Below are 16,618 nucleotides of genomic sequence, written 5' to 3'. Positions count from 1 at the left end.
TCATCCAGAGGAATGACAGCCATGAAGATTCAATACAGCGCGACGCCCACGCACGCCACGCTCCTGATCAAAACCAGTGTTTTTCGGGCGTGGTTGCATGATCGCGTGATAAGGGCAGCACTGATGGCCGCGCCGGATGCCCGCGTCACCCACACGGGCACGTTTGTGATTCATACGCGCATCTCCGGCGATCCGGCACAAATTCTCAACGCGACCCGCGCTGCCCGTCGTGAAGAAGAAGGATAACGGCGGGCTCAGATACCGGCTTTTCCCGAAGTCTTAACGCCTGCGTCACCCCTGCCTCTTCTTTTTACTGCCGGACGTATCGACACCCATTACCGTTAACTGACTGTTCAAAGGAACATTTCCCATGATGCATCAACACATCAGGGGCGATGCCGCTTTTGCTCGCCCTTTTGACGCCATACGCGATATTGAGTTTGACCGTAAGAACATTCTGACCAGCGCAAGCTTTTCCTCTTCCGCGCCCCCCGCATTGCCTCCCCTGCCCCCTCTGCCGGCGCTGAAGAAAGGGCTGAAACATGTTGTGCGTATTTGGGTGCAGGAGGGCAAACCATGATGCCGTTTGTCCAGCTGGAACATCGCCGACATGAACTCAGCGAGGAAGAGCAGCAAATTATTAAAAAAGAGCAGTGGATTGATGATGAAACTGCACGCCTGCTGCAGCGCTTTCCTCCTTACCTTTCCGGCTTTCGTCACTGGCGGCAGGACGCCGAAGTGAAGGCGTGCTGTGAACAGGCCGATGCGGAGGAGGCGTATCAGTATTTCATCTGGCAACTGGCTTATGGCCAGGCGCAGCGCAATTACCCGCCTCTCAGCGCTGTTGAACGCATCCACCAGCCGGGCCTGTCGGCCGGGCGTCTCATCCGGCTTAACAGGCCAGTTGCCGCCAGCCCATTAAGGGGGACACCATGAATAAAGACACTTCCCGGCAGAAGCCCGCGCCTTATGTATGGCTGGCCAGTATTGCTGCAGAAGCTGAGAACGCCGGCGCTTACGGATTTGCCGCAGCGGCATGGACGGCGGCTGCCGGACTGGCACGACGTGACGCTAATCGCCGGTGGGCAAATGAACGCTCAGCGCTCTGCAATAACGCGCTGATGCGTGACTGGGGGCGCATTGATAGCCAGGCGGAGGAAAGACATGACGTGGTTTCCTGATCCCCTTTGTGAGCAGCCAGCTGTCGCTGACGGGAGCTTTCTGACCATCACCCTGCTTATTGCGTCAGGGCTTTTATTTCAGATTTGCATCACCGTTTTCGCGTTTTATCCGGCACTGACCCACCGTGCCGACGATGTAACGCCAGGGAGAGGTGATGGCATCTGCAAAGAGGAGGAATTCCATTGAAAAGCGATCATGAACGGAGGTTTAAATCGATGCGCCAGTTAGGGTACATCTACATGGTCGCGCTAGCGATCGGGGCCGGTCTGATGACCGGTCTGGTCAGTGTGGCAGTGGCCTCATCCGTAATGGCCATGCTCATCAGCCGCTGAAGCCGGTGCCCGGTTTTAATGCCGGGCACCGTTTCTGACGGCCCCTGTATCCGGCAGTCCTGCTCCGGGGGATCGTGAACAGACCGGCAGACTTAATACCAGGAGAAAAATGATGGAACTTCGTGACGATTCACTGATTGACATGAAATTTATGATGCAGGATTCTGGCTTTACCGACCGCTACTTCTACAAGCAAATCGAGAAAGGCAGACTGCCACCGCCCCGTAAGTATGGTCGGGTGTCCCGGTGGGAATACCAGGAATATCGGCGCTGGAAGGCGTCATTTTCGCGAAAATCAGACGCCTGAACGTACACCTGTTTCATTGTGGGCATAATTGCGGGCACAGCCCATTTTCTGAACTCGAAAACCGCTTACATATCATATAACTGTCCAGCAGAAATGATGTCTGCAGGGGACACCATCTTTTATTTCATATCATCCTGCCGCATCTAAAAAGCCTTGCATTTCAAGAAGATAATCATTTTTCGTTATCATATTTTGCCTGCTAACGTCTAATAGAATCCTTACGCGGATATGTATAGTTTTGCGTAAAACCCGGTTCGTTCTTTTTTCTATTCACATATGTTGCCATCGATACCCAAACCCAGACTACGCGTACTAAAGCTATGCCCCTTCAATAATGGCGCATGCTTATCACTGCTAATAGAACCCAATGACCTAAGGGCTGGCGATTCAGAAATGGCTTATCAAGCGAACAGCCACTTGAATGATTGACCGTCCTGTAAAAAATTGAGGACAGTGTTACGTTAGAGCAAGATCCGCCGCCAATGCGATGGAGTTTTTAACTTTTCTGGGGTAACGGGCAGAGCTAAATATAATTTTGCGCCCGATATAGCTATCACATTAAACAGGCCCCATCAGAACTACTTTTTTCCTGACACAGACAGAGATTCCAGCTTTCGTTGAAGCGCTTAAAGGGTATCAGGGAAGCTCACTGACTAAATACGCTACACAGTTACTTATGCTTACTGGTGTTCGCAGCGTTGAATTTAGTAAGGTTTCGTGGTGTGAGTTTGATTTGGTTAACGATCTGTGGGAAATCGCGAAATGGCGAATGAATAAGCACAACTCTCATTTGGTACTGCTTTCGTCTCAGGCAGTATAGCATTTGAATGAATTGAAGGAGTTACCAGGCAAATACGAACATGTTTTTATGGCATGAACTACGTTAGAGAGCCAATGAGTGATGCCAGTATCAATAAAATGATAAAGAGGTTTGACTATCATGGATGGCTAACGGGGAACAATTTGCATCATATAATGAACACGATTTTGAAAGCACTTAGAATGAAATGCAACTTGCGTATATTAATAAGAATCCCGCAAGGTGAGTTTATAATGATGCGCAATAATTGAAGGCTAAAAATATTTCATTGGAGTACATATGTAATAATTAACAGCCCTAATTAAAGGGCTAATTTTAATTTTTAACGGATTGATTGCAATATGGATGAGTAAGTTGACAGTTGCTTCCACTTCCAATACCACCTTCCCTAACTCTTACTATATGGTCGTAAGAAACAGATTTTGCCGAATCCAAGTAACCATTACAAATAGAACATCTAATTGCAGATGAGAGAGCCGCATTGATAAAGACCTTACTCTTTTGGTCATCTGAAAATTTCTTATTAGCAGTATTGAAGTCACCTGCCACAATTTTACCCTGCAATCCAGCAATCTTAATTAACTCTGATTCTGTAATATCTTCTTCATCATGCAGTTTCTTAATTAGATTATCTAAAAAATCTTTATATTTAACATCCCTTACCTTCGAACTATTCTTTTGTATAATCATCGAAATTAGTTCTTTGTCCTTCACTAAAACGTGCTCTAACTTAGACCTTACTGATGTGAATTTTTTAAAGAAATCTTTATCATTACACTTTATTTTATCAGCAATTAATGAAGCAGTCCCTAGAAACATTGGGCTAGTATGCCTACCTGTTGGACCATAAAAATATACAGCCGGATGTAGACCTAAACTACCATTTCCATTCCCTGTTATTCTATCGGCCAAATCTATTGCAAGTTTAAGAGATTGTACCGTTTTATCACCAGCATTATCATCAGATTGTTTGTCTAATGATTTAGGATTACCGTGAACATCACGATTGGCGATTAAGATAAAATCTATTAATAGTTGTATGGCTACTCTGACACCTCTAGCTCCGCCTAATGGCAGGTCTAAAGTTTTAACAGGCGTGTTAAGATCCGGGTCGAAAAGTATTGAATGCAACTTGTAAGCTTCGTTTTCAATTTTATCAGAATACTCTTTACTGAAAGCGGACCAATAACGATGCCCTTTACCTGCTCGAATAACCGCTCGTGCTGAGATAGAAGTAGGTTTATGCCTATTTTTTAATAATAACTCTTCTACTTCATCTAATGGCGTCCCTTGCATGTTTATATTAAAGAATGAACTCTCAGCCTTGTCTGCATTTCCTTTAACCCATTGTATAGTTAGACCACGAGTTAAAATATTTGTGATTTTATTTCGCTCTGCTGGCGAGATTTCCTCATCAGAAAGTCTCTGCTTAAAATGCGCCCAACTCCCTACCTTTTCATTAATGAGACGCCTAGTTTTTTCAGCAATGTTTTTTTGCTCTTTTGATATTTCGTTTCCAAAATATTTAATTGACAAAGGGCCATCACCATAATCGTCCTCAATCCAGGCTTTAAGGACACTCAACCTATGTCCGCCATCAATTACAAATATATATGAGCTTTTCCATAAGATAACAGCTGGAATAAGGTCACCTGTCACATAACTTTCTAGCATTGATACCACTTGATTTGGTGACCAGTGGTTAGTCTCTCTTTGGAAGTCAGGCTTTCTTAGAATAGCAGTAAAATCATTTAAATCTCTAACCGAAATGCTATTTATGGTATCAAAAGTTGTTTCATCTTCAGTTTCCGTTGCAAAATCCGCACGCTTAATCATCGCATCTAAATTAACCAATATTGCTCTACTTGCCATAACCTCTCCATGCTAATAAGAAAAACTTGTTGAAAGATAGTAACTGATTAACAAAACTCTCAATGAGTTGTAGCTAGTGAGAATAACTTAAGCATAACTGACAAAAACGGTTTTACACACTCCCTCCGGTTTACTAATCAAGAAATTATTTCAGTTTCACCTTTCTTCAATTCACTATCTCCACCCGAGCCTCCAGTGGATTTACGGCGCAGGTTGCGGATTAAGAAGTCGCTGTGCGGGTCTACGCTTGGATCATTTGACCGGTAGCTCTGCAACCTCAATGCTGTTTTTCATCTGCCACAAGGTCTAAATCTGCGATCGCAGGTGCTGTTCGAGCTGGCGGATAAGCTGTTGCCGCTGGGGCGCACTGGCTGGTAGCGAGTGAATTTGCCGCAATTGTTCCTCGATGGGCTCAGCCTGCTGAAAACGGGTCATCATGCCAAATACTGAGGACTTCAGTTCACTCACTGTGATGTATTTGCCTTTTTGCTCATCCAGTCCATTCAGCCGCTCGCTTAACTGTGCCAGCTTCATCATCCCCTGATGCCAGGCCGCAAGGTTTTGCGCTGGCAACGTGCTGGCCTCAAGCTGATACTGCCACCGCGCAGATAACGAACCCGTCTGTTCGGGCCACAGCGCCTGCGCCTGCTCCACCAGCTGCTGGCCATACGCAATATTCCAGTCGGGCGCGAGTTGTTCCAGACGAGATAACTGCTGCTGCGTGTCGGCGATCAAGGCTGATGGTATGGACGTCCGCTGCCGCAGCACATCCTGCTGCTGTGACGTGAGTGTGGCGGGCACAGGAGCCAGCGATGCCACGAGCTGAGCCTGCAGTGGATCGGGCCGGTGCAGATATTGCCAGCCGCCCACCGCGACTACGCTGATAAGCAGCATGGTAAACATCCCAGCACTGAAAAATTGCCAATGATTACCGCGGGCCGTTGCCGCTGTCTGCACCTTAATCTTTGGCTGATGTTGCTGCTGCGCGACATACACCCATCTGGCGCTATGCGAAGTTTTCGTTTCATGCGGGTGTGCAGATATCGCCCCGCTATCTATCGTGGTACCGGGCAAGATGTCGCTGGTCGCACCGTCACGGCTTTCCAGCCTGGCGGCACTGTTGTGCATCAGAGCACGCAATGTATCAAGCTGGCTAAGATGTTTAAGCTCCAGCCGCTGTAACACGGTCCCCAGGCGGGTAAGCAGTTGTTCAGCACGATAAAGCTGACTCAGATCGTCATAATTCAGGGAAAGGGGGCGCATCTGCTGCTGCACGCGCTGGCTCAGGCTGGTGAGAATATCCATGCGCGCGTGAATCGGTTGCGGCCACAGCGCCCCCCACTGATGGCTCACCAACGCTTCCACTAGCGCCAGACCTTCATTCAATCCGACCAAACCAGCCAGCTGCAGGCGGGCAAGCGTGTACCAGGCCGCGGTCTGCAACTCCACTCCATTTTGTTCGAACAGAGAAAGGCAGCGTTGTTCAACGTAAAGCCAGTCTATATCCGGCCGTGCCGGATGGGTCAATTTGCTCAGCTCTTCACGCAGAGCAGCATAATCCGGCAGCTTACGCGGGTCGCTGCCGGTTTTAATCCGACGGGCAAGCATGTCATTCATGACTTATTGTCTCTGTGAGGTATGTACAGCGTGGGAGGATAATTAATTATGCAGTTTGGTTTTCTGCCTGTTCTGAGCGATGAACGATGCAAATATTTCTTTACCGCCCCCCTTCCCGCCTTAATTAATATTGATTACCGGTGCAAATAGGTAAATTCGTATAGCCGGGTTTGCTGGCCATATAAAGCGGGGCGCAGGTTGGTTTTCGTGGTAGCAAATCGTTCTGATCCTGAGCCACTGGCTGTGGCTGTTTCTTTGATGTGGCGATCTTTTTGGTCTGCGTTTTTCCGCTGTTAAGCGGTGATTTTGCCTGCTGCGTGCTTTCTGACGAATCATACCTGGAGCAAATTTTCTTCGACTGGCTCAGGCTTCCGTCATTACAGACAAAACGTCCATCTGAGGTACAGTGTGCAATACCACCCTTTGCACCAGAACAGGGTTTTCTGCCTCTGGCTGCTTCAGCCTGCAGAGTCACTAATAAGCTAAAAACCAACAGTGGTATCAATTTTTTCATATTCAAATCCATGTGTTATTTTATTATTCAGCCTCGTTCGTAATAATGCCGCTTAGATTTGCGCTTTACCATCAAGATATTGCTGCTGCCTGAGATGCCGCAACAGAACGCGCCCCTCCGGCATAAACTCAGTGCCGTACCGCAACAGACCGAATCCCTTCAGTTCCGCATCAATCGCGTAGCGCAGTTCGCCGGGCTGCGCCTGCTCCAGCAGCACCACTCTGATGCTCTTCAGGCGTGGCTCATACCTGAGCAGAACAGCAGATAGGGTGCCAATCAGCTCATGGGCAGTACCCGGCATGCCCTGCAGGATTTTGGTCATATCGGGCAGACCATAGTCCGGCAGATGCGCCAGCGTGCCGGCGCGGCAGTTGAGGATGCGCTGCATGTTATCGAGCACGGACAAAATCACCTGATTCTGTTCGCTGACCTGATGCAGGTCGAGGCCGCCGGTGAAGTTGCCGGTGAGCATTTCATACAGCGAAGGTGTGTTATGTCCCTGGGGCATCAGTCGTCCTTGAGCGGTTGTAGCGTCAAATGGTTGTTACCGGCTTCCAGAATGCGCGGCTTATCCGGGTCAAGGTCTTCACGCCCTATCACCAGCTTCCAGGTGTTGTTAACTCTATCCGGATGGCGGAACAGCCCTGCCACGGCGACAAACTGCGCATCTTCTTCCATTGGCATATCGAGGTTCGCATCACCGCCAGGTTTTACCACTACATCCCGGGTTGCCAGCAGATCGGCTTTCAGGATCGTGTCGCCATCCCGGAGTAGCTGCTGATAGACCGTTTTGTCGAAGGTTTTACGGTCTTTCAGCTGCCAGACCCGAATAACCACCGGCTCAGACAGCGAATTACTTTCACGGGAATCGGTGTTCAGCGCCTCACGGGCGGTGAAATCCAGGTGCAGCACCTTAATCTTTTTGTAAAACACGGCGTTAAATGCCGATTTGGTGCCATCGGTGATACCCTGCGTCACCCCACAGCCCGTCAGGCTGAATGCCAGTAGCGCAGGTAGCCAGCATGCGGATTTAATCAAACTTGTACGTAACACGTCGGTTTCCTTGTTGTGATGATGCAGGCTCCAGCCCGGCGTAATAACCCAGTTCCGTGGTAAAGGTCTGCGGAAAATCCTCCGGGAGATATTCGTCTTGCGCGCCCAGAACGCCATTCATCCCCAGCCAGAATGGGCCTTCACCGAGCGGCGGCGCGACCAGCAGGCGGGTTCGGGTGGTCAGGGTGATTTTTGCTTTAAAGCGCCAGCCGAGATACACCCGCAGCATCACCAGAAAGTCCTGATACAGCAGGCCGTCCGGTTTCCAGCCCTGTGATTCCTGCTCGTTATCGGTGAACAGAGCAATCAGCAACTGGCTGTTGGCATCCATCGCATCTTCGCCCAGCGGTGTATTGCCATCCAGCAGAAAATCGTCATCGCCGTAAAAGCCCAGCGGCTGGCTGACTGCCACTGGTCGCAGGCAATACGGGCTCACCTGCACCGTCGTGTCGGGTGCCAGCAGGCTCACCAGGGCCTGCATCCCCTCCTGGGTTTTACCTGGCTGCTGCAGCACACCCAGCAGCGCCAGAAATCGGGACACCGGGGTGGCGATGTGCTCTGCGGTGCCCGGTATCCCAAGTCCCACCAGACCCAGCAGTGACTGCGAGATAGTATCAGTACCGCCGGGCTCAAATGTGGCCGGGTAGGAGTATTTACGCCAGATACGGTAAAACTGCGTCAGGATACGGTGGCTGAAGATATCCAGAAAACCCTGCAGCGCTTCGTGACCTTCGCGACGCTGAGTGATGTCGTCGAGATAGGCGGTCGGCAAGGGGGAATCAACCCCGTACATCCCCATAAAGGTCGTGCGGATGAGCGGTGGCTTGCTGTCATCCTCCTCGTCATATTCGACAGCCTTTATTTCGCTGGCCGGAAATCCCATCCCCGGATGTGGCGCAAACCGCACCGGGTCATCCGCCGGGTGGCTGGTCGAACCCATCAGCGGCCTGCCAGGATTACGCTTCTCCAGCAGCTGGCATAAGCGGTAAAAGTTGATGCGGTGAAGGTCGGCTTCCAGCCGCGGGGTCAGCCGGGAATGCGGCGGTTGTGCTTCTCTTCCCATTCCAGGCGCTCTCCAGTCGGTTGCAGGATGATAATCAGGCGGTTGAACAGATAGATATCGGTATACAGCGCAAAGAAGCGGCTCAGCATCTCGCCGAACAGACAGATGTCGCCGCGCCCGGCAAAGCCGTGACTGTCCAGCGTCACCTCAATCTGCACACCGCGTACCAGATAGCCCTGCTCGAAACGCTCGGTTTCGCGGTGCTTAACGTCAATGATGGCTTCCAGCCGACGGCGGTTCATCTCACTGTCGGTCCATTCGTACAGCGCCAGCGTCCCGCGTAGCACGTCGGCATTGTCCATCATCGACAGGAATCCGCTGCCGAGATGGCTCAGCACGCGCCAGTGGAAACGGTCCTGCGCCGGTGGATAACAGGGTAGTGTCGGCGCACATAGGTTACGCACGGCGATACTGGCTGAGGTGGTTTTCATCACCGTATCAAGCACCGTGCTCTGCAGAGCTCGTCGTGGCAGCTGGCCGTTGGTGCCGGTGAGCGTCAGCGACAGGCTCTCGTCTTCCGGCACCGTGTGGTTATCAAACGCTTCACCGCCGAGGATAAGCCAGGTGTTATGCAGACCGGACGGACCGCGACGTACGCGCGTGTGGTAGTAATATTCGGGGGCCTGATGGCGCATCATGCCGCCTTTATGGCGAAAGCTCGAAAACGGCACATAGCTATGCTGGCTGGATGACATCACCGAATCCACCGCATAAATCTCGGTATGACCATCCTGCACGCGCATCGGGCGCAGCATGTATTCGGTCTGCAGGGAGTTGAGCGTCAGCGGGTCAGATTCCAGCGGGAACAGATTAATCACCGGCACACAGTTCAGGCGCAGATGCTTTTCGGTAAAGCTGAAGTCATGTTCCCAGCGCTCCGCCAGCACCACGTCGATTTCAAACCAGGGGAGTTCAGCCGGAAAGACCACGGTCTCCAGCCCACGCAGGCCCGTGAACATGAATTTCTCGCGGAAGGTGAAATACTCCAGCAACAGCTGATAGCCGCTGAAGCTGCTGCTGCCCTTCGGCCACAGGTCGTCGTTATCGCCAAAGCCCAGCGCGGTGAAATACCCGTTGAGCGGCCTTGTGTCGATGTCACCCGGCAGGCGCAGCCACAGGCGGTCGACATTCATGGTGAAGGCTTCATGCATGGCACAGGCCAGCGGCGCGTCGGCGTTGAAATACAGCGCAATACAGCTCAGATCGATGCGCGTCCAGTCAGCGAGGTCACTGCAGTGAAAACGCAGAGTAATAACCGAACGCCCGTCAGGGTCAGTCGACAGACGGGCATGTTCCAGCGACAACGGCTGAAGCGTCATCTCTCTGGTGGTGGTATACCGGCAGCGCGTGCCCTTCTCGCCGATCGGCCGCGAGTTCACCTCAAAACCTTTGACGATGCGCATCGGCTCTTTCATCTCGCGCCAGTCAGGGGTGAACTCGACCACCGACATTGACGGAATGGTACGCAGGTAATGTGGCCACAGCAGGCTGACCAGCCCTTCGGTCAGTTCAGGCAGGTCGTCGTCGAGCTTCTCGCGCAGCCGGCCCATCAGGAAGGCAAAGCCCTCGAACAGTCGCTCCACGTACGGGTCGCGCGCTCCTGCTTTATCGAGATTGAGCATTGCCGCCTGCTCGGGGTGAGCACGGGCAAACTCTTCACCTGCTTCCAGCAGGTAGCGCATTTCAGCGTCGTAGTAACGCAGGGTTAAATCATCCATAAAAACCTGAATATGTGTGTTTTAAAGGTATGCCTGGCGTTTTAACCGCAAAGCACTGCGCTGCTGGCCGGATCGAGCGCAATCAGACCCGCCAGAAGCTGGTCCATCTCTGGCTGTAACCGTGATTTATCAGTTTCACTGCGTGTAGCTTTCATGCGCAGCAGTCTGAGGCGGCGCGATTTCACTTCAAACAGCAATGCCGGTGTCCACTGCGTGAGGGTAATTGACTGTGCGGCACTGTCGAGCTCTCCCAGCAGATGCAGGGCCAGTTCATTTTTGCCCTTCTGCTCGGCCACGCGGGCCATCAGCAAACGCAGCAACCATCTGTCTTTTGTCGAGTCGGTGCCCGGGCGTGTCTGTAGCCAGTGAAGCGTGGCATCCAGACCGTCGGTGTCCGCTTTATCCAGCGCTTCCGGCTCAAGCGCCAGAATATCGTTGTCATCCGTGCTGGCGGCGCTGACCGGCTCATCCCGCCAGCCGGACATATCGTCCAGTACGTTCTGATTTATCCAGTTCAGCGTCACTTCATCGGCAAACGGCGTACCGTCATTAAAGGCCAGGGTTTCAAGCCCGGTAAGGCGACGCAGCAACCCTTTCAGGTCGGCTGCGATGATCCCGGCAAGCACCTCATGCCCCGATTTCATCAGCGCCTGGTGGATATACCATTGCAAATCCAGCCAGAGGTGATTAGCGCCACGCGAAAAGGCGCTGTCTGCCTGCTCCAGTATTTCGCCCCAGCTCTGCTGCAGATACAGACGTTTGAGCATGGCACGCTGGTCTGCGCGAGGCGGATCTATACGGGTTTTCCCTTGTGCATCCGGCGCAGGAATACTGTGCAACGTGTCATGACGCAGGCTTTTCATCAGCCGGTGTGCGGCAAGCCAGCCATCGGGTTGCTCACGCAGATATCCGGTCAGGGTGCGGGCCTGGGCCAGTAAATCCTGACCGGAGGTGATGCGGCTCAGCACTGGCGCATCTGGCTCCGTCACAGGCGTGGAGATCTGTGACGGAGCCTTATCACCTGCGTTCTGCGGTACCACGGCATCCACACCACCGGCCTTCATCAGGCGGGATTCCAGCGCGCTGTACAAGGCATTCAGCTCTGGCCGCGATGCTTCCGGCTCTGTATCCAGGCTGTCGCGCAACAGCAGCAGCGCACCGGCAGTGCGCAGTGCATGGTCGCGAATCACTTCCGGCCAGAGTGACAGGCTGTCCAGAACGCGGGAGCCTGCGAGCCACTCCAGCGCCGGTTTACGGCTCCGCTCGCGCTGAGGATGAAGCTGCGTGCCATAGCGCTGCAGCAATCCCGCCAGCAGCTCAAGTCCTTCGGCAAAACCGGCTTCGCCGTCCTGGTGCAGGCGCGCCCAGCAATAATAAGTTGCAATGCGGATATCTTTGGCCGCAGTGGTCAGCAGTTTTTCGGCAAGCGTACAAATCAACCCGGTATCAATGCCGGAGAGTTTATTGACCTCTTCGCGGATACGCTGAAAATCATCATCATAGCCCGGGTCTTCACCGGTCGGAGGGGTATCACTTAACGGCGCAAGCCAGGGCTGCCAGTTTTCCGTGCGTGCCTGGGCCTGCTGCCGCAGCTGAGTTTCGTCAGCCTGACAGGCGGTGACCAGATTCTGCAGTGTGCTCATTCCTCAACCTCATCCATGTCACTGTTTGCGATGTTAGCCATCAGCGCCTGCGCGGTGGCCGCGCTGTCGACACTGAATATCTGATCCGGCAGCGTGAAACCGCGCAGATCCAGCAACGCCAGCGGACCTTTCCCGAGTTGTGAGCGCAGCACCCACTGCAAAGTGCGACCGTCCGGGGCAGTAAAGCTCATCATCCACTGGCTGCGGTCAAGCTGCTGGCGTTTGCCCTGGTCCAGCCAGCGAATAAAGCCCCAGGTTCCGCTGTAATCCCCGAACAGACGCGCACCGGCGTTGACTGAGGTCCAGGTCAGCATCGTCCCCGGTTTGTAAGTGTCACCCGGCCAGCGGAAGCTCTGCCAGTCGGCCATCTGGTTGAAGTAATGCAGCTTTTGTCCATCAATAATCAACTGGGTTTCCACTACCTGCGGTACAGGACGCGCCTGCAGCTCAAAGCTGATGCCCTGGCTGCCATCGGTGAACAGAATGTCTGACAGCTGGCTCAGCTGATTAATCGCCCGCAGCAACGCCGGGTTAAAGCTCAGCCCCTGGCTGTTGACCTTATCCGGCACCCACTGGCTGCCCTCTTTGTGCAGCACTCCGTTGAGCTCTGTCGTCAGGAAGCGCTCGATACGCCCGCTGTCCTTACGCACAAATTCAGCCAGCATGGGTAAAGAGGCATCACTTTTGCTGGCGGCAAACGGGAAACGTCCGTCAAAGGCAGTTTGCCAGTTGGCGACAACCGAGCGGCTCCATTTATCATTCAGGCTCGCCGCCGACGGCTGAAGCACGGTCTCCCAGGCCTGAGTCAGAGGCTGCACAAACATCGTGCTGCCAAAACCACTCCACTCTTCGCCCAGGCTTGCCGAAATCAGACTGCCGTACTGCTGAGTGTCGGTCAGATCCACACTTTTGCCCTGGAACACGGTCTGCGCCAGAGTCTGCATCATTGCCTGCGGATCAGAGGCGCTGGCCACCTGCTGCAGGCGCAGGCGCACGCGGGTGATGCGGGTCAGATACGTCTGCAGGCTCAGTGACGTATCCGCCGACATAACGTTGCTGCCTTTGTTTTTACCTAAAAGCTGAAGCAGCGGGCCAAAGGTGTCATCCAGCGGGCCCTGCGGCCCTGATGCAGACTGGTCAATCGCTGGCTTGTCCTGTCCGCTTACGAGATCTTTAGCCGATTTGATAATGGAATCCGAAAAACTTTCGCTGTGCTGGCCGGTCTGCCCCTGCCAGGCAATGGTATTCATCAGGGCAATCAGTGGCGACTGGCGGACATCGCTCATCAGCGTCAGCTGGTCGGTAACGTCTGCGATGTTGTTCGCAGGATTAAGTCGCAGACTATTAAGGAAGCTCAGCCAGCTACCGGCAAAGTCGGTGAAGTAACGTTGCGTCAGGCGTGCTTGCAGGGCCTCCGGCGACAGATCTGAAGAGACCGCTTTCCGGCTGTCACTCAGCACCCAGTCAATTTCATCCCGGCGGGAGTTGGCGGCCTTTTCGATAGCCTGCTGAATACCGCCCTCCCACGCCTGACGGGTGAACATGCCCGGTACTACTTCATCAGTGGTGAACAGGCGGCGGGCATCAGTACCGCTGGTCATGTCTTCCAGCGACACATCGGCAAAGTTACGGCGCACCGATATGAGCATGTTTTCATACAGCGTGCTTTCGGCGTTACGCCGGCCAATTTGCTGCAACAGCACCTGGCGGCTCTGGCTCACCAGCTGCGCATCCGGGGTAATTTTCCACTGTGGTTGCCCGGGCAGTTCGTTGATGTAGAAAGCCCACAAATCCGGCGCCAGGCTTTGCCACAGACCGGTTGAAATGCCCTTTCGCGTCGGCTGCACAGCTTTCATGGTCTGGGCGTAATACGCGCCGTCGGCTTTATCCGGACGCGCCATCATCAGCCAGACCTTCAGCTGGTCATAGCCCAGCGTCGCCAGCTGAGCGCGCCGATCGCTGTTCGGTTCGGAATTCGCCAGCGCATTGAGTTTTTTAGTCAGCGCAGCACTGGCCGGATCGCGGATCAGGCGGTTGTTCGCCACGCCATACCAGGGCAGCAATGCCTCGAGCAGCTGCGGGTTATGGTCCAGGCCAAAGCGCTGATACCAGGGAGCGCCTTCCTGAATACGATGCTGCAGGCGGCCGGCATGATTACGCAGCGTATGCAGCGCCGTCAGCTGCTCATCCGATACCGCAGGATGCTCCACCAGGGCATGGGCCTGCTCAGCAACAGAAACGATCTGCTGACGGTTGACCGCGAACGACAGCAGCGTTCCCGCGCCCCAGATACCCATGATGGCCATCAGCGTCCAGGCAAGCGTCTGTTCCCACGCCATACCGACTCGGCGGCCACGAACACGGATACAGTCGTCCACGATACCCTGCCAGGTCTCCGGCAAAGTCAGCGCATGGCGTTGTGATTGTGGGATATATTTCTCAGCGTCGGCTGTTCCCTCTGTCGGATGAATAGAGTGACTGTCCGGCAGGCTGAACATCAGACCTCGCAGCGGAACGCGCTGCTGGGAGGCTGTCAGCCATGGCACCAGTTGCTGAGCCCAGCGGGCGATACCGCCGTGTTTGAGGTGCTGGCCCAGGCGCAGCAGGAAGTCGTGGCCGTTGTTCTCAGCGACCTGACTCACCCCCTGCGTCCGCAGGTCCGACAGCATCCGTTCAAGCTGACGACAAATATCGTCAGGCTCAGCACGCAGGGGAAAAGTCGCCCCTACCGTCTGTTCAGTGCGTTTTGCCTGCGACCAGGCGCTGTCGCACAGCTGCCACAAATAAACCGGAGCGGAATAGCGCAGCAGTTCGCTGATTTTTTCCAGACCGCGTAAATCGTTGTCACTGATTTGCGGAGTCAGATTAAACGACGGCGGCATGACGCGGACAATCCCGTCCAGCGGGCGCCCGCGGCGCAGTTTACGCAGCGCGGTGTATTTTTCCTTATCGGATTCAGCAGTCAGGCTGCCGCCGTAAATCAAGACCGTGCGGTTGCCTTCCAGCCACTGGCGGGCTTGCAGGTTGGGCACCAACTGAGCAATGGCGTTTTCATCGCCTGTGACTAACAGCAGGCGGACTTTACTTCGCCAGAAGAGGCTATAACGACGACGGAGATGGTTGCTGATGTCCGCCCTGAGCGGCAGACGGAGCGTTCTTTTATTTTTGACCGGTCTGGAAGAAGCCTCTCCCATCACTTTTTCCCGAATCATTAAATGAAAAGCGATAAACCCCAGCACCAGTACGCAGAGCGACACTCCCCAGACAACAAAACAGGCCGTCATGATTCGACGTATCACGTCCCATTCCGTGGAGAGATCTTCCCCCCAATACCACCACAGTAACCCACCTGCCAGCACAAGTAGCGTGACAGTAGCAACAAACAACACCGCCGTGGCAAACACCGAAAATTCAGCGGGTTTATTTTCCTTCACCATAAGGTTTAATAATTCCAAGAGCGAGAGTATGTAGAGGATCTTTGGCTATCCAGCCGCAGGGTTGTTGATAATTTTTTGCGTAAAGAGCCGCCAGAATCAGCACGATAAGCATTTCCATATCACCGGGGTTCCCCCAGTTGAGGTCCTGAACGTGATGGGTCACATTCCAGCCGCTTTGCGCCAGGGCGGGCAGCGCCGGCTGTGAGAACAGGATGCAGGTGTCATGCGGCGTTTCGAGGTCGCTTTGCTGCTCCGCTCGTTCGCAGACTGCGGTTAAAACCTCTTTCCCGGCGATATCGTAAACTTCCCCCCGGGTGAGACTGATCAGCCCTTTATGCGCGACCAGACACAGTGCAGCGGACTCACCGGCAGGCTGCGCAGAATTAAACGAGGCAGCTATTGAATGACACCCGGCGACCAGAATGGCCTCTGTTTCAGGGAGCGTTTGAGCCGTTGCGGCAAGTGCAGACAACGTCTCTTCGCCTTGCCATGTCTCCGGTTTTTCAGGAAGCGCCACGTCCGGAAATGAAACCTGCATCTGGCTACAGAATGCACGCCAGGCATCCAGAGAACCCTGCCAGTAGCAGTGCCATAAGCGTGGCAGAGAGGAATCTGCACGCTGCGTCCGCCATTGCAGCACCAGCATTTTTGCCAGCAAAGCCTCGCGTTCAGCCACCGTATCGACCAGCGTTCGACCGATACGCAGCGCTTTCCCGCTCGACTCATTTTTTATCTCAGGAACCCGATGCTCCCGCTTTAGCAGCCGCAACCAGTGTGGCGAATCGGTCCCGGCCGGGCCCAGCAGCACCATTTCACTAAGCGCGAAACGGTGCTGATGCCGCTGCCACCAGGCCTGCTGCTGCTGCTCAACCAGTTGTTGGTAATACCGGGCGTTATGGGCCGACGTCCGGTAATACAGCAGGCGTATTAACCAGAGCACGCCCATCAGAATCACCGCGCTTGTCATTCCTTTTATCACCAGTCCGGCACCGCTCCCGGCAGGATGAAGCAGCGCGCCGCCTCCCCCGCACAGCAACACCATCAGCGCCCCCGCTGACAG

General features: G+C 53.8%; 16 protein-coding genes. 6 read left to right on the top strand and 10 right to left on the bottom strand.

Features of this window, described 5'->3' with window-relative positions:
• Positions 1-21: 21 nt before the first annotated feature.
• The 6 genes from C1N60_RS06230 (at position 22) to C1N60_RS06205 (ending at position 1,821) form a co-directional block, all read left to right on the top strand.
• On the top strand, positions 22-246 hold the full coding sequence (locus tag C1N60_RS06230) for a hypothetical protein (protein ID WP_238561722.1): 225 nt from the start codon (positions 22-24) through the stop codon (positions 244-246).
• Between the two features lie 124 nt (positions 247-370).
• On the top strand, positions 371-580 hold the full coding sequence (locus tag C1N60_RS06225) for a hypothetical protein (RefSeq protein WP_238561721.1): 210 nt from the start codon (positions 371-373) through the stop codon (positions 578-580).
• A complete protein-coding gene (gene gamL, locus C1N60_RS06220) occupies positions 577-936 on the top strand; it encodes a host nuclease inhibitor GamL (RefSeq protein ID WP_394521527.1) in 360 nt (119 codons plus the stop codon). Before C1N60_RS06225 ends, gamL begins: the two co-directional genes overlap by 4 nt.
• On the top strand, positions 933-1,181 hold the full coding sequence (locus C1N60_RS06215) for an ANR family transcriptional regulator (RefSeq protein WP_394521526.1): 249 nt from the start codon (positions 933-935) through the stop codon (positions 1,179-1,181). Before gamL ends, C1N60_RS06215 begins: the two co-directional genes overlap by 4 nt.
• On the top strand, positions 1,165-1,368 hold the full coding sequence (locus C1N60_RS06210; protein ID WP_394521525.1) for a hypothetical protein: 204 nt from the start codon (positions 1,165-1,167) through the stop codon (positions 1,366-1,368). The genes C1N60_RS06215 and C1N60_RS06210 overlap by 17 nt, the downstream gene beginning before the upstream one ends.
• A gap of 255 nt (positions 1,369-1,623) precedes the next feature.
• Positions 1,624-1,821 carry a helix-turn-helix transcriptional regulator gene (locus tag C1N60_RS06205; protein WP_136546037.1) on the top strand — a complete coding sequence of 66 codons (198 nt, stop codon included), beginning with the start codon at positions 1,624-1,626 and terminating at the stop codon, positions 1,819-1,821.
• A gap of 1,135 nt (positions 1,822-2,956) precedes the next feature.
• On the opposite strand, the gene C1N60_RS06200 is transcribed toward C1N60_RS06205, so the two are convergent.
• The 10 genes from C1N60_RS06200 to C1N60_RS06155 form a co-directional block, all read right to left on the bottom strand.
• Complete coding sequence (locus C1N60_RS06200) at positions 2,957-4,513, bottom strand: HNH endonuclease family protein (RefSeq protein WP_394521524.1); 1,557 nt, start codon at positions 4,511-4,513, stop codon at positions 2,957-2,959.
• A gap of 306 nt (positions 4,514-4,819) precedes the next feature.
• The gene (locus C1N60_RS06195; RefSeq protein ID WP_394521523.1) at positions 4,820-6,130 is read right to left on the bottom strand and encodes a VasL domain-containing protein; all 1,311 of its coding nucleotides are present in this window, start codon (positions 6,128-6,130) and stop codon (positions 4,820-4,822) included.
• A gap of 124 nt (positions 6,131-6,254) precedes the next feature.
• Positions 6,255-6,644, bottom strand: coding sequence for a YdcA family protein (locus tag C1N60_RS06190; RefSeq protein WP_072217051.1), 390 nt, complete (start codon positions 6,642-6,644; stop codon positions 6,255-6,257).
• A gap of 52 nt (positions 6,645-6,696) precedes the next feature.
• Positions 6,697-7,152 carry a type VI secretion system baseplate subunit TssE gene (gene tssE, locus C1N60_RS06185; RefSeq protein ID WP_394521522.1) on the bottom strand — a complete coding sequence of 152 codons (456 nt, stop codon included), beginning with the start codon at positions 7,150-7,152 and terminating at the stop codon, positions 6,697-6,699.
• Positions 7,152-7,697, bottom strand: a complete 546-nt coding sequence (tssJ, locus tag C1N60_RS06180; protein WP_127834381.1) for a type VI secretion system lipoprotein TssJ — start codon at positions 7,695-7,697, stop codon at positions 7,152-7,154. The genes tssE and tssJ overlap by 1 nt, the downstream gene beginning before the upstream one ends.
• Positions 7,675-8,760, bottom strand: coding sequence for a type VI secretion system baseplate subunit TssG (gene tssG, locus C1N60_RS06175; RefSeq protein ID WP_394521521.1), 1,086 nt, complete (start codon positions 8,758-8,760; stop codon positions 7,675-7,677). Before tssG ends, tssJ begins: the two co-directional genes overlap by 23 nt.
• The gene (tssF, locus tag C1N60_RS06170; RefSeq protein WP_394521520.1) at positions 8,724-10,478 is read right to left on the bottom strand and encodes a type VI secretion system baseplate subunit TssF; all 1,755 of its coding nucleotides are present in this window, start codon (positions 10,476-10,478) and stop codon (positions 8,724-8,726) included. Before tssF ends, tssG begins: the two co-directional genes overlap by 37 nt.
• 41 nt (positions 10,479-10,519) lie before the next feature.
• On the bottom strand, positions 10,520-12,121 hold the full coding sequence (gene tssA / locus C1N60_RS06165; protein ID WP_394521519.1) for a type VI secretion system protein TssA: 1,602 nt from the start codon (positions 12,119-12,121) through the stop codon (positions 10,520-10,522).
• Positions 12,118-15,558: an ImcF-related family protein gene (locus C1N60_RS06160; protein WP_394521518.1), complete on the bottom strand. Its 3,441-nt coding sequence runs from the start codon at positions 15,556-15,558 to the stop codon at positions 12,118-12,120. The genes tssA and C1N60_RS06160 overlap by 4 nt, the downstream gene beginning before the upstream one ends.
• Complete coding sequence (locus C1N60_RS06155) at positions 15,542-16,600, bottom strand: hypothetical protein (RefSeq protein ID WP_081317651.1); 1,059 nt, start codon at positions 16,598-16,600, stop codon at positions 15,542-15,544. Before C1N60_RS06155 ends, C1N60_RS06160 begins: the two co-directional genes overlap by 17 nt.
• Between the last annotated feature and the right edge of the window lie 18 nt (positions 16,601-16,618).

Source organism: Pantoea sp. SGAir0184, assembly GCF_043544755.1.
Note: the sequence above shows the minus strand (reverse complement) of the source record. Positions and strands in the feature narration are given on the sequence as shown.

Bases quoted from the DNA above. Each gene is read 5' to 3' on its own strand.
- C1N60_RS06230 (WP_238561722.1), top strand. From the start codon at position 22: ATGAAGATTCAATACAGCGCGACGCCCACGCACGCCACGCTCCTGATC.
- C1N60_RS06225 (WP_238561721.1), top strand. From the start codon at position 371: ATGATGCATCAACACATCAGGGGCGATGCCGCTTTTGCTCGCCCTTTT.
- gamL (WP_394521527.1), top strand. From the start codon at position 577: ATGATGCCGTTTGTCCAGCTGGAACATCGCCGACATGAACTCAGCGAG.
- C1N60_RS06215 (WP_394521526.1), top strand. From the start codon at position 933: ATGAATAAAGACACTTCCCGGCAGAAGCCCGCGCCTTATGTATGGCTG.
- C1N60_RS06210 (WP_394521525.1), top strand. From the start codon at position 1,165: ATGACGTGGTTTCCTGATCCCCTTTGTGAGCAGCCAGCTGTCGCTGAC.
- C1N60_RS06205 (WP_136546037.1), top strand. From the start codon at position 1,624: ATGATGGAACTTCGTGACGATTCACTGATTGACATGAAATTTATGATG.
- C1N60_RS06200 (WP_394521524.1), bottom strand. From the start codon at position 4,513: ATGGCAAGTAGAGCAATATTGGTTAATTTAGATGCGATGATTAAGCGT.
- C1N60_RS06195 (WP_394521523.1), bottom strand. From the start codon at position 6,130: ATGAATGACATGCTTGCCCGTCGGATTAAAACCGGCAGCGACCCGCGT.
- C1N60_RS06190 (WP_072217051.1), bottom strand. From the start codon at position 6,644: ATGAAAAAATTGATACCACTGTTGGTTTTTAGCTTATTAGTGACTCTG.
- tssE (WP_394521522.1), bottom strand. From the start codon at position 7,152: ATGCCCCAGGGACATAACACACCTTCGCTGTATGAAATGCTCACCGGC.
- tssG (WP_394521521.1), bottom strand. From the start codon at position 8,760: ATGGGAAGAGAAGCACAACCGCCGCATTCCCGGCTGACCCCGCGGCTG.
- tssF (WP_394521520.1), bottom strand. From the start codon at position 10,478: ATGGATGATTTAACCCTGCGTTACTACGACGCTGAAATGCGCTACCTG.
- tssA (WP_394521519.1), bottom strand. From the start codon at position 12,121: ATGAGCACACTGCAGAATCTGGTCACCGCCTGTCAGGCTGACGAAACT.
- C1N60_RS06160 (WP_394521518.1), bottom strand. From the start codon at position 15,558: ATGGTGAAGGAAAATAAACCCGCTGAATTTTCGGTGTTTGCCACGGCG.
- C1N60_RS06155 (WP_081317651.1), bottom strand. From the start codon at position 16,600: ATGGTGTTGCTGTGCGGGGGAGGCGGCGCGCTGCTTCATCCTGCCGGG.